Origin of the sequence: Okeanomitos corallinicola TIOX110 (assembly GCF_038050375.1) — a bacterium.
GTDB lineage: Bacteria > Cyanobacteriota > Cyanobacteriia > Cyanobacteriales > Nostocaceae > Okeanomitos > Okeanomitos corallinicola.
Genome location: NZ_CP150886.1, coordinates 3,056,837 through 3,070,008, shown reverse-complemented (window position 1 = coordinate 3,070,008; position 13,172 = coordinate 3,056,837). Strand labels below are relative to the sequence as shown.

Here is a 13,172-nt window from a genome sequence, read left to right as displayed (position 1 = left end):
GCTAAATTAGAAATAAGTACACTGAAGGAAATTGTCAATGTCAGCACAACTGTTACTGGTAGATGATGAACCAGGATTAAGAGAAGCCGTTAAAGAATATTTACAAGAAAGTGGCTTCAGCGTTCAAGTTGCCAGTAACGCCCGTGAAGGTTGGGACTTGATGCAGCAAAATACACCTGATTTAGTCATTTCTGATATTATGATGCCCCAGGTAGATGGCTATCAGTTTCTCAAGCAACTGCGAGATAATCCCCGTTTTCAAGCCTTACCAGTGGTGTTTTTAACGGCTAAGGGGATGACAGGCGATCGCATCCAAGGTTATCAAGCTGGTGTAGATGCCTATTTACCCAAACCTTTTGATCCTGATGAATTGATCGCTATAGTGGAGAACTTACTATCTCGTCGCATGGCTCAAGTGCCAGCCCCAGGAGAAGATAGTGAAAATATGGACATTGCCAAATTAGCCCACGAAATTTCTAAAATCAAAGACTTATTAAGTCCTAGAACCACAATTTCTCAATCTCCACCCCCTTTTAAAATAGATTTAACTCCCAGGGAGCAAAGTGTTTTGAACTTGGTAGCACAAGGATTAATGAATAAAGAAATTGCCCGGCGTTTAGAAACAAGCGTCCGCAATGTAGAGAAATATGTAAGTCGTTTATTTAGTAAAACAGGGACTAACAGCCGTACAGAATTAGTACGTTTTGCTCTAGAACATGGTTTAGCTCAGTAGCAAGACGCTGTAGGCGTTCATTATTCAAAATAAAAACAATTGGTAAAATGCACCTGGAAGAGCCTGATAGCTCAATTTAAGGAATGGATTTAAGTAATTGACATGGAAACAGAACCCTAGTCGTTGTTATATTTCCCTGAGTATAAAACGTGGTAGCCCAAATCAACATTGATTTAGTTTTAGTGGTAGTGCAACATGGACAGACTAATGTAGATGCCTACTTGAACTTCCCATAAATTGATTTTGGATTGTTTTGTAGGTTCATTTTATACAAGCTCAATCTTCATTAAACCTTTATATTTTGAGGTAGATAATTAGATCAAGCATTTGTTAATACTCACAACAAAGCCGCTAACTATTGATTGTTATCAGCAAAGTTTCTTAACCGCATGAGTTGTCTCCTCATTTGGGGTGAGGCTTTAAACTCAGAAACCTCCTGTGCCTTGACAGAAGCTTGTAGAGTTTCTAAAAAATCATCAGATCCCTCAGTGAGTGCGTCTAGGAGGACTTGCAAAAGTTGTTCGCGATCGCCCAACAGACTTTTTTCCTCAATCAAACGGAACTTGAGATGTATTTCACACTCATAAACACCGACTTCGAGATTATTGATTTGACGCGGTAATGCTTTGGAGTTCATAGTCTTGAGGATTCCTTCTACTTGGTGTTTATACAGGTGAGGAGGCAAAATATCCAGAAAAAAATTTCTTTATATTTCCTTTAAATACAAAGAATTTTGAGAATGTAAGACAGTTTCCTCATCCATATAGTTTCGTTCCATTTTTTACTCCCCCCTATTTTTGTAACAATTGGATTTTTGTGCTGAGGTTTTAATGATCCTGTGATAGTTATGGCATATCTAAGTCATAAACTATTATTCAATTTTTGAGATTCCATACAATAAAGTTTTTGTAAGAACTTGTCCAACCTTTTTAAAAGTTTTTACATCAACTTTATGTAAACGTCAATAACCGTTATATACCTGACAACAGCCACCGTGTCTTTTCTAACATCAATACTTGGTTATTTTTTCTACATGACTTACATATCAAAACTTCGATAGAGACAGATATATTTGAAAATATCAATTGTTAGTTTTTTTCATCAGTATCTGCATCAAATAAATAAAAAACACTGATTGGATTTTGGGTTTAGGTTTGATTGCATGGATAAATTTGCATGATTGTTACCATCAAATAATTATTGGTCAAGTGATAAAATATGATAATTGGGTTATTGAAAATCACATATACAAATAATAGACCAATTTAGCTTTATGTGAAGAAGTACAAAAGATTTTAAACGGTGAGTATTTACATACATTCTCATGATCCCATAAACGCTAAAAAAGGGTCAGCTTGATTTTGTGACTCTTGCTTATACTATGGCAAGAATAAATATTTTTCCGCTTCCGTGACCTCATAAATGATTTAAGTATTGTGAACTGGTAGCTGATCCTATTACTTTTACTACCTAGTGATCTGGTGTCCGGTTAAAGATCCATCAATAACTAATCACGAAAACTAGAGAAACAGTTAAAATTATGGCAGTGTAACTAACCAGAATCTTACACATTTTATGGATAACCCGACGCTACTCAAGTCCACAACCAGGCATATTCGCATTTTTGCAGCGGAAATGGACAAAGACGAATTAGTTCCTAGTCATCAAGTCTTAACATTAGATATTGATCCAGACAACGAATTTAACTGGAACGAAGATACTCTGCAAAAAGTTTATCGCAAATTCGATGAACTCGTAGAAGCTTCCAGCGGATTAGACCTGACAGACTATAACTTACGTAGGATTGGGTCAGACCTGGAGCATTTTTTGCGATCGCTCTTACAAAAAGGCGAAATTAGTTACAATCTCTCCAGCCGAGTTACTAACTACAGCATGGGATTACCCCAGATTGCAGTCAAAGCTGACCAATAAGCTGGAGAACTAGAGTTGGTGATTTACAAAATTTATAACTTCACCCAGAACAACATAACTCACCAACAAAAATAGGGGTATGGCAAAACCAGCCCCTGAAAAAAGTTATGGTACAGATAAGAAGTTAATCAAATCAGGAAACAGGGAATAGGGAATAGGTAAAAGAGAAAGATTCAAAAATCTTCAAGTCTCCATTACCATTTACATAGTCCCCAGAGCAATTTACCAAAATTCGGCTTTAGTCACAGGGTAGAATTGATAGCTTTGCGGATCAAGAGTTACAAAGCAAGAGAAGTTATGATGTTGAATACAAAAACATCAGCGGACTAAATTACCGCTAACCATGCTGTTGTAATAAATTGCAAATCGCTGATCGGTGCGAAAAATATGGAAAATGACGCGGCAACCCTTTACTGCCCAAATGAATATTGTCAAGCGGCCAACCCTTTGACACACAAGTTTTGCCAGCGATGCTCCACAGCCTTACCCAAGATTTATCTGTGGGTAGTAGGAGATAGTTTGAGCCTGGGTAGTCCTGGAGAAATTCTTGCCGATCGTTATTTGGTCATTGATCAATCAATAGTCCTTGATCTCAAACCCGGTTTACTACCCCAGATTCCTGAATTAGATAAATTAGAAAAAATAAAAGCTTATCTCAAGCTAATTCCCTATCGCTTGCACATACCCCAAGTATACGGAATACTATCAATGAATGAGGGAAAATCTGACTCAGAAGTATTACTTCTAGAAAAACCCCCATTGTTGGCCGATAGTACCTTTACCCAAGTAAAGATTTGTAACCAGTTGATAACTGCCTGGGGTGAAGCCTCATCAATACGACAGATGAATTGGCTGTGGCAGATAGCCCATCTATGGCAACCTCTAGTGACAGAAGGAGTGGCTGCAAGTTTATTAGATCCTGATTTAATCAGAGTAGAAGGGGCATTGGTCAGGTTACTAGAACTGCATTTTGATAGCCAACTAGCCCCCACATTGTCACAACTAGGAGAATTTTGGCAACAACTGGTTAAAAAAGCCAAACCAGCCATAGCTGAATTTCTCAAACAAATTAGTAATGCTTTAATTAAGGGCGAAATAACTTCATCAGAGCAATTGATCGCTGTTTTAGATCAAGGATTAACAGCACTGGGGACAGCCTCTGCGGGAAAAAATCCCCCCACTCAAAGCACAACAATCAAAATTATCACCCAAACAGATACAGGGCCTAGTCGTCAACGTAATGAAGATGCCTGTTACCCACCTAGTGGCTTTTTAGTCAGTAAACCACCCTATACCCACGCTTTAGCTATTGTTTGTGATGGAATTGGTGGACATGAGGGAGGTAACATAGCCTCAAATTTAGCGATTGAAACAATTCAGCAACAGGTCATTGAACTGACTTCAGTTCCCTACCAAAATATAGATCCTGTCACACTAATGACTGATTTAGAACAGGCCGTAGCCTTGGTCAATGATAAAATCAGTCAACGGAATGATACGGAAAATCGCCAAGGCCGCCAAAGAATGGGAACTACCTTGGTGATGGCCTTGCCCATTGCCCATGAAATGTATATCACCCATATTGGTGATAGTCGTGCTTACTGGATTACACGCCATGGTTGTAATCAAATTACCTTAGATGATGATGTTGCATCCCGTGAGGTACGACTAGGCTATGCTGTTTACCGTGAAGCTTTACAACATAGTGGTTCTGGTTCTCTAGTCCAGGCCTTGGGCATGAGCAAGAGTGGCTCATTACATCCTACTGCCCAAAGATTTATCATTGATGAAGATGCAGTATTCCTGCTTACTTCCGATGGACTGAGTGATTTTGACCGGGTAGAAGAGTGTTGGGATACAGAAATATTACCAATTATTAATGGGGAAGCAAATTTACCAGATGTTGCCACACGACTCATAGAAATTGCTAATACGAAAAATGGCCATGATAATGTCACAATTGCTTTAGTACATTATCAAATCAATTACTCTGAACCAGATATAAAAATCAAAGCAGAAATTCCTGATATATCCACCAGCAAAACAGTTAATCTGACTCCAGAAGCTAGTGATGACACTATTTCATCAAGTAATTCTCAACAACAAACTCAAGTAATTGCAGATACTCAGCCCAAACTCGGCAGCAAATTCTTGTTACAGTTGGTAATTATTTTCGGGGTATTTTTAGGATCTGCTTATCTAGGATACTGGTACAAAACCCAAAAAGAAAAACAGTCCCCTCCTGAACTACCAAAACCTCTATTGACTACCCCATCAGAAACCCAACCTGCTACTCCGACACCTGGTCAGAGAGGAGGTCAAGAAACCCCAAACACCGAGGAAAAACAACCACCATCACCAGTTAATCCAACTTTAGGGACTGAGTGATTGTTATTGCCATCATGGGATATGATGATGCAGGTGAAAAACAAAATCACATTTATTTGTTAATTCTTAGAGTTTAGTTTCTACAAATCCATGTCCTGCCTAAATGTGGCGATTTCTCGTCTAGTCAATACTGGCACTGATAACTTCGCCATTTGGGTGGTAAAATCTCCCTATCCTAGTGGCTATGTGTTGTGCGACTGTGTTTTTTCCCCTGAATTGAGTCAAGTTTGGCAAGAGTGGCAGCAAATGTTTGCTGGTCATAGTCCCCTTGATATTGCTTCAGTGACCAATTCAGGGACAAATCAATTACCCACAGATTTTAACCAAATAGTCCAAACTTCAAGCCCCTACAGTAGTCGCTTAATGCAATATCTGGGGATAAGTTTATGGCGTTGGGTCTTCGATGGTCCAATTTTAGGAAGTTTGGAACGTAGTCGCGGTATAGCAATGGGTCAAAATAAGCGTTTACGTCTCAGATTGGAAATCCGTGATCCTGATTTGATCGCTCTACCTTGGGAAATTATGCAGCGAGAACCAGGTCAGTCAGCTATTTCTCTTTCCCAAGATATTTTATTCAGTCGGACTACCAGTGAAGTTGAACCTTTAACTAATTTACGGGCTGATTTGGCTTTAAATGTTTTGTTGGTTTTAGGACTGGATGACAATCTAGAACTAGAAAAAGAAGCGGCTATTCTCGAAAAAATTTTGTCGGAATGTAACTCAAAGAATCAAAATACTGTGGCAGCTTGTATGGTAAAAACACTGTTACAACCTACTCCACAACAGTTGATTCAAGAGTTGGAAACTAGAACTTACAACGTGTTTTTTTATGCTGGACATGGAATGCCTGCTGCGGATGGGGGTTTATTATTTTTAGGGGAAAATATTACTCTCAATGGCATAGAATTAGCCCAAGTCCTAACCCGTACAGGTGTAAAACTAGGTGTGTTTAATGCCTGTTGGGGGGCGCAACCTGCGGCTATAAATCAACAAGCTATTCCTGCTAGTAGTTTAGCAGAGGTGCTGATCCGTCATGGTGTGCCGGCGGTGTTAGCTATGCGAGATGAAATTGCTGATCAAGAAAGTCATAGTTTTATTCAAGTTTTTGCCGAAGCTTTGCGATCGCACAAACCAATTGATGAAGCGGTAGCAACTGCTAGGCAAGAATTGCTAACTATATATAAATTTAATCAACCAGCTTGGACATTGCCTGTCCTCTATTTACACCCAGATTTTAATGGTGATTTAATTAAAACTGTAGATGAAGGAATTACGGAATTACCAGATACGGCTATTTCCGGTATAATCTTTCCTACTACCAAGGCTTGTTTACGATCACTGTCTCCAGATGGTAAAAGTTGGTTGTTGCGTTCTGGTGTTACTCGTATTGGTCGTACTAAAGATAATGATATTGTCATTCCTGAGCTATATGTTTCCAAACGCCATGCGGAAATTCTTTGTCGAAATATTGTCAATGGTTCTGAATCCGTTCCTAGCTATTATTTACAAGATTTTTCTACCTACGGTACAACCTGGTGTTTAGGTGCAAATGGTTGGCAACAAGTTCTCCGCGAGGAAGTACCTTTGTCTTCAGGAATGAAATTAAAATTTGGTAGTGCCAAAGGCGAAACTTGGGAGTTTGTAATTGAAGATCCTTTAACAGATAACATTTAACTTAGGTAATGGGATAATGAGTAAATTACTTATTATCAATAACCGGTGACTAATGACTAATGTGTGTTTTGCGGAAATTTGTATCTCCTAGTTGTAGGAGTCAACAAGGTTAATTAATGGTAATTAATTTTGAGGTAAAAAATGATCAATCAAAGAACTGGTTTAAATACTTGTAAACTTTCTCAATCTTCCGTAGATTTAGATTTATTAAAAGCTTTGCTACAAAATGAAGATGAGACTTATCCTTGGAATCCTGCCGATCAAGAATCAGATGCTTATTTTCTTGAGTTAGAGCAACAATTTGAATGGGATGATTTACTATCAGAAGATATCAATGGGCGATCGCATGATTTCTATCACAATTTAGATGCAATCTGGTCTCAGTTTTCCCCTTCTAAAACTGATCATGATGAACAGCCATCTAAAAGCATACAGGTGTCTTTACACGAGGCCTTTGCTGCTGTTGTTCCCTTGAATTGGCTAGATACCATTGCCCAAAGAGCAGCGGAAATTGTGAATTCAGAAAGAACTGCCAGCGAGAGATTGGTAGAATGCGTTCAGTGCTTACTACCTGATTGGGAAGCTGATGATTTATTGGTTTTAGCTCGTCCTTACGCCTATTCTATGCGAAGCAACGAACAGCAAAGCCTGGCAGGTATCATCAACCATATTCAAAATCGTGAATGGACAGGCCTATCAGAAATAGAACAGGCAAAGGTTAGTTTGGCGATTGCTCACTATACTTTCAAAGAACTTTCTAGCTCAGAGCAAGAATTTTAATTTAATCACCTCATCCATTCATGCTATGTTTGGGGGTTAAATTTAAGGTAAAACGCTAATCATTTTTGATTTTGGCGTGGTTCATCTGTGTCTTAAAATACTTTGGTGTGTTTTTATTTTTAAATAAAATTGCTTCAGCATAATTTAGGTATACGCTGACTGCAATAATTGTGTCATCTATCCTCAGATAGATAATAGATGACGACTGAACTAAGGAAATTTATTTAGGTTCATTTAGGTTCAAGAAAGCGAGTAGCGAAATTTTGCGATCGCGTTGGGGATAGTACCCGTGCTTTGAGAATAGCTGCCATCAAAAAGGCATAAGATAAAACACCAACAATCACTAATAGCAAAGCGTTAATCGAACCGGTAGCATTCCAGAGGGCATGAAGCGCAGACGCACTTAAATAACCAACAGTGAGAATTTGCCAACCCATAGAAGGCTTGAGAACAGCTAACCCAATAAAATAGCCCAGATAGCCACTGTAAGCCATGTGTCCAGCCACAGAACCTAAAATCCGGGGAATAAGTAACTGTAAACCTACCAGTTGGCCAGCCCCTACCCCTGCTTGTTGGGTAACATTTTGGGTAATTACGGGGACATATTGGCCGAGAGTTTCCAGCAAAGTAAAACCCACAGCAGAAGCAGTTCCCAGCAAAATACCATCAAGGGGTTCCCAAACTCCAATTTTTTCTCGCCAAGGTGATGGCAAATAGCTACCGATAAAATAAGCTCCGAATATAGGTAAAGCTTTGAGTAGTTCCTCCATTAAACCAGCGCCAAAAAACATTCTGACCAGTAATTCAGTAAAGGTGATGGAATCTTGGGATATGGGTAAACTTCCCGGTAGGAGAACACGAAAGACAAAGATAAAAAAATCTAATAACGGACTGAGTAGAATTAACATTGTACTCAATGCCATAGCGATGAGTACCCACCAAGGCTTCTGTTTACCGCAAAGTTGGTAAACAAAATAGTAAGCAGCAGAAGCAATATAAGATCCTACTATTACTTGATTAGCTTGGGGATGACCTACAGTAGCGAACATTAACACTACAAATATCACCGTTAATATTCCTGGGATCAGGTAAGCTTTGCGAGTTAGGTCTTTACCTGTAGAAATAATGGGAAATAGCTGTGTAAAACTAACCGAGTCATGGTGTGATTGGTGTTGGATGTTTGGACGAGGGGCGATGACTGTACCTTGACTGGCGGATATTGCCGTAGGTTGGGGAACAAATTCATATTCAAAAATGAATTGTGGACCATCAGCACCCAAAGAAATGTGATCGCCGTGGTGTAATTCCTGGGAACCTTGTAAAAGTTGTCCGTTTAAAAAAGTGCCATTGGCGCTACTCAAATCGCAAATAATCCAACTAAATTTACCATCTGGTGATAAAGACAGGGGACGAACCACCGCATGACGACGGGATACCATCCGGTACATCATGGCATCCAAGACAACTTGGCAGCTGGTGTCGCGTCCAATTACCATCTCTTGATTAGGAAGTAGAGAGTAGCGAGATTCTGTACTAGAAGCTACGACATTACTAGACACTAGCCGCAGAAATGCTTTATGTCTTGCGTTTTTGCCTGTCATCGAGTTAGTGAGTGTGTCTAAAGAAATTCTGTGACTTATGCCACGTTATCAAACATTTGCTAGGTAGACTAGGATAATATCCTTATCTTTGGTCCTATACCTAAGATCCTACTGTTTGCACCTTCTACAGAAAACTTTTTCATTTACTGATATTAACAGCAGCACCATTGATAAATACACTATAGCTTCACTAACTCTAGCCTTACTGCAATTCAAAGTTAAAAATAGCAAATTTGCCCCAATTAAGTGATCAGATGTGGTTTTATTGTTATTTTTAGCTTTTCACATAGTTGAATTTAACAGGATTTTTACTCTGACAGCTACTTACATGAGATTAAATTCTACTATTGCTTGAAAAAGGTTTTTATTTTCATGTCCTGAAAGACTAATTTTGATGAAGGGAAAGCTGTGTCAAGTGGTCAATGGTACAACTGTCTGTACACAAAGATTTGTGATTCATATTTGTATCTCATACACTGACTATGTGGTATATAGTTTGATTTTTCTCATCTATCTATTCTATTATTACTACTTCTAATAATAAAATAACTAATTGATAAGGCAAGAATAGCAATTCCTAAACCTATAAGTTCTATACCTTCCGTTACTTTTAGATCAAGAATAATGATTTTTCTACCAATGGCAATTAGAGCAGTAACTATGACTAATTCTACTTGGAGAACGTGCTTTTTTAGATATGCCGTTATATTTTCTAAAAGTTCTAAAGCAATTAAAACGTTCAAAAATAAACCAAAAGCTTTAAATAGATTACTATGAAAAACTTCATCTGATGAAAATATTAGGTCTTTCGTTATAAAAGATCCCAAATCTACTATGGCTGTAAAAATTACTAGTACCATAAATAGAGATAGAATTTTTGAAACTAATACTTCTATATTTTCTATGAAATGTCTAAAGTTATCATCACTGGTTGCTTGTGTAATTTTTCTGATTAATTTCCTCATCTTTACTACCTTATTTTAATTTCATCTAAGAACTACAAATATCTAACAACATTCTTGTAGATAATTTTAAACATTAGTTTTATACGATGATTAAGTGATTAATTATCTAGTTCAGCATAGATAGTACGTATTAGGGTAATTAGAAAAACCTAAAATACTTAGATGCTTGTTAGATATTAAGTTATAAATAGCTAGTTGCTATATTTAGCAGATTACCACTGTCAGGACAAAAGTTGATAATTTTAGCTAAAGTAGGGCTTGCTGAATAAATCTCAAAACATTACAGGTAAACGATTTTAGCGATTTTGACTTTCAAAAAATGCAAGCTTTGATGAGGTGAGAACTGAAAAACCTTGCATTTAATTCCTGCTTCAAGGAAAAATAGTTCCCATCCAACTCTTGAAACTGTCACCTGTCACCTGTCACCTGTCACCTGTCTCCACGACAAGACTTTATCAGCAAACCCTAAAGTAATTCACGAAACTGTGCAAATCCACTACCGATCAAATATCAACAAGTCAAAATGAATTGAGGGTAATACAAATTATTTAGTTATAAATACATACGATACATATACAATACAAGACCGCAGAGACTTAGATTTGGCAGACAAAGATGGAACCCATATTCCGTAGATGTGACTCAGATGATGGATATTTTTGAAAAATTCCAGCCATAAAAATTTTATCCACCTAATTTTCCTAGCTGATGTTAACTTTTTATATCAAAAAATAGAGAGTATTTAGTAATTTAATTGAATGAGTTTTCAAAATAGATTTTCTTAGGCAGTAAACGGAGTTATTTTAAGTGGAGAGAAGTAATTTTTTATAAAATAAATCGGATTGATACGATCATCCCATTTAGCTAATTCCTCCCTTAACTTTCTTTGCGCGAGATTATAGACTAACAGAGATAGTCAACAGAAGACTGATACAGCAGTTTCCGAAAATATGAAGCACAGCAAGAAAGAATAGAAATATGATATCGTCATGAAAGCATATTTAACAATGTGCCTCATTTGCTCGAAATTTGCTGTAATTGTCCGTCTGGCTAAGGCATTGATAATCAATTTGCTCTACAGTGTATCAACCATGAAAAGTCTCATCAGCATCACCTTACTAACCACATTCCTCACCCCCTATTCCGTCACCGCAACCCCACTCAGAAACCCAGATAAAACTGTCAACTGTGAAATTCTCGTTGTGGGTGGGGGACTGTCTGGAGTTGCGACAGCTTACGAAAGTTTACTTGCAGGACGCACAGTTTGCTTAACAGAAATTACCGACTGGTTAGGAGGACAAATTTCCTCTCAAGGTACATCTGCGTTAGATGAAAGACCAACTCAAAGAGCTAAACAATTCTATCCTCGCGGATATTTAGAATTAAGAAATCGCATTCAAAAAAAATATAATAAACTCAATCCTGGTGACTGTTGGGTAAGTGATTCTTGTTTTCTTCCTGGTGATGCTCATAATATCATTTCCCGAATGTTAAAAGATGCAGAAAAACAAGGTCGAGGAAAATTAAATTTATTCCCAAATACGGTAATTAAAGATTTACAAATTAGTCAAGATGGTAAGATTATAGATGGTGCGATCGCAATACAACATCAACCAACAAAAAACGCTCCACCGTTAAACACCTTCACCCTTTCCCAAACCATAGAAGACGCTTACAATTATCAAAATTCCTCCCGTCTTGATAAAAAAATCATTCGTTTTCTACCCAAACAATCTCAAAGAAATCATCAATGGTACATTGTAGATGCAAGCGAAACTGGGGAAATTATCGCCTTAGCTGATGTTCCTTATCGTCTAGGAATTGATGCACGTTCCTATCTCGAACCTTCAGCTTCTAGCACTACAAATGATCCCTATTGTACCCAAGGTTTTACATATACCTTTGCAATGGAAGCGACTAAAGAACCACAAATCCAAATAATGCCCCCATTTTATAATCAATATGCCCCATATTTTAGTTATGAATTATCAAGATTAGCTAATTTTGATTTAGTTTTTACCTATCGTCGGATTTGGAGTCCAAACAAAGGTCAACAAACTAAATTTGGTGGGATCAATTTTACAACTCCCACCCCTGGAGACATATCTATGCAAAACTGGACTTGGGGGAATGACTACCGACCAGGAACAGCAAAAGATAATTTAATTTATACCCGTCAACAATTACAAGCCGCTGGACAATTACAGTCAGGAGGCTGGAAAGGAGGACTCAGAACTGAAGCACTCCGCAAAGGTGAAGAAAATGCTCTTGCTTATTATTACTGGTTGACTGCGGGAAACACTGATTCTCAACTTGGTGATGGTGTGAAGCAACCCCAACCAAATCACCGTTTATTAACTGGTATAAATTCACCAATGGGAACTGTCCACGGTTTATCAAAATACCCATATATGCGAGAGGGAAGACGGATTATTGGCCGTCCTAGTTGGGGACAACCGGAGGGTTTTGGAATTTGGGAAGTTGATATTTCTCGTCGTAATTATAATGATGAGTATTACAAGAAAACACTGCCAACAGATATGTATCGTCAGTTAAAAGCGACACTGGCAGGTTTAGAAGCAACTTCTGTAATTAGGGGTGAAGTTTCCCCAGATCAGGCTATGAAGCGTAGCCGTTCTACTATTTTCCCGGATGCAGTAGGTATCGGACATTACGCTATAGATTTTCATCCTTGTATGGAAAATAGTCCCCCAGAAGCACCAGGAAATAAAGAACGTCGAGGAGAAAGAAGGGGTGCAGGTCAAGCTTATCCTTTTCAAATCGCGCTCAGATCAATGATTCCTCAAAAAATTGATAATTTATTAGTAGGGGGTAAAAGTATTGCCACCAGTCACATAGCTGCTGCTGCTTATCGGGTACATTCCTTTGAATGGTCATCTGGTGCTGCTGCGGGAACTGTGGCTAGTTTTGCACTCAGAGAAAATATTGCACCTTATCAGTTAGTTGATGATTTACCTAGATTAGAACCAAAGTTGCAGATTTTAAAGGATATTTTGGAGAAAAATGGTAATCCTACAGCTTTTCCTGATACTTCTATTTTTAATCAAAATTGGCAAGATTGGAAGTAAATTAGTTATC

At 38.0% G+C, this 13,172-nt stretch carries 9 protein-coding genes; 6 read left to right on the top strand and 3 right to left on the bottom strand.

What is annotated here, in order from left to right; genetic code table 11:
• Positions 1-37: 37 nt before the first annotated feature.
• Complete coding sequence (locus tag WJM97_RS13320) at positions 38-733, top strand: response regulator transcription factor (RefSeq protein WP_353929286.1); 696 nt, start codon at positions 38-40, stop codon at positions 731-733.
• 355 nt (positions 734-1,088) lie between these two features.
• Here WJM97_RS13320 and WJM97_RS13315 read toward each other — a convergent pair whose 3' ends face one another.
• On the bottom strand, positions 1,089-1,370 hold the full coding sequence (locus WJM97_RS13315; RefSeq protein WP_353929285.1) for an Npun_R1517 family heterocyst differentiation transcriptional regulator: 282 nt from the start codon (positions 1,368-1,370) through the stop codon (positions 1,089-1,091).
• Positions 1,371-2,308: 938 nt separating this feature from the next.
• On the opposite strand from WJM97_RS13315, the gene WJM97_RS13310 reads away from it, so the two are divergent.
• From WJM97_RS13310 to WJM97_RS13295, 4 genes are all read left to right on the top strand, one after another.
• Entirely contained in the window at positions 2,309-2,665 is a 357-nt protein-coding gene (locus WJM97_RS13310) for an NAD(P)H-quinone oxidoreductase subunit M (protein WP_353929284.1), read from the top strand.
• 387 nt (positions 2,666-3,052) lie between these two features.
• The gene (locus WJM97_RS13305) at positions 3,053-5,053 is read left to right on the top strand and encodes a protein phosphatase 2C domain-containing protein (protein WP_353929283.1); all 2,001 of its coding nucleotides are present in this window, start codon (positions 3,053-3,055) and stop codon (positions 5,051-5,053) included.
• A gap of 90 nt (positions 5,054-5,143) precedes the next feature.
• Entirely contained in the window at positions 5,144-6,727 is a 1,584-nt protein-coding gene (locus WJM97_RS13300; protein WP_353929282.1) for a CHAT domain-containing protein, read from the top strand.
• Positions 6,728-6,868: 141 nt separating this feature from the next.
• Positions 6,869-7,507, top strand: coding sequence for a hypothetical protein (locus WJM97_RS13295; protein ID WP_353929281.1), 639 nt, complete (start codon positions 6,869-6,871; stop codon positions 7,505-7,507).
• 230 nt (positions 7,508-7,737) lie between these two features.
• Here the strand turns inward: WJM97_RS13295 and WJM97_RS13290 are convergent, their stop codons facing one another.
• Both WJM97_RS13290 and WJM97_RS13285 read right to left on the bottom strand, forming a co-directional pair.
• Entirely contained in the window at positions 7,738-9,108 is a 1,371-nt protein-coding gene (locus WJM97_RS13290) for a PrsW family glutamic-type intramembrane protease (RefSeq protein ID WP_353929280.1), read from the bottom strand.
• A gap of 506 nt (positions 9,109-9,614) precedes the next feature.
• Positions 9,615-10,073, bottom strand: a complete 459-nt coding sequence (locus WJM97_RS13285) for a phosphate-starvation-inducible PsiE family protein (protein ID WP_353929279.1) — start codon at positions 10,071-10,073, stop codon at positions 9,615-9,617.
• A 1,091-nt stretch (positions 10,074-11,164) separates the two neighbouring features.
• Between WJM97_RS13285 and WJM97_RS13280 the strand changes: the two genes are divergently transcribed.
• Positions 11,165-13,162, top strand: a complete 1,998-nt coding sequence (locus WJM97_RS13280; RefSeq protein ID WP_353929278.1) for an FAD-dependent oxidoreductase — start codon at positions 11,165-11,167, stop codon at positions 13,160-13,162.
• Positions 13,163-13,172 lie beyond the last annotated feature (10 nt).

Excerpts from the sequence above, each read along its gene's own strand:
- WJM97_RS13320 (WP_353929286.1), top strand. The coding sequence starts at position 38 with ATGTCAGCACAACTGTTACTGGTAGATGATGAACCAGGATTAAGAGAA.
- WJM97_RS13315 (WP_353929285.1), bottom strand. The coding sequence starts at position 1,370 with ATGAACTCCAAAGCATTACCGCGTCAAATCAATAATCTCGAAGTCGGT.
- WJM97_RS13310 (WP_353929284.1), top strand. The coding sequence starts at position 2,309 with ATGGATAACCCGACGCTACTCAAGTCCACAACCAGGCATATTCGCATT.
- WJM97_RS13305 (WP_353929283.1), top strand. The coding sequence starts at position 3,053 with ATGGAAAATGACGCGGCAACCCTTTACTGCCCAAATGAATATTGTCAA.
- WJM97_RS13300 (WP_353929282.1), top strand. The coding sequence starts at position 5,144 with ATGTCCTGCCTAAATGTGGCGATTTCTCGTCTAGTCAATACTGGCACT.
- WJM97_RS13295 (WP_353929281.1), top strand. The coding sequence starts at position 6,869 with ATGATCAATCAAAGAACTGGTTTAAATACTTGTAAACTTTCTCAATCT.
- WJM97_RS13290 (WP_353929280.1), bottom strand. The coding sequence starts at position 9,108 with ATGACAGGCAAAAACGCAAGACATAAAGCATTTCTGCGGCTAGTGTCT.
- WJM97_RS13285 (WP_353929279.1), bottom strand. The coding sequence starts at position 10,073 with ATGAGGAAATTAATCAGAAAAATTACACAAGCAACCAGTGATGATAAC.
- WJM97_RS13280 (WP_353929278.1), top strand. The coding sequence starts at position 11,165 with ATGAAAAGTCTCATCAGCATCACCTTACTAACCACATTCCTCACCCCC.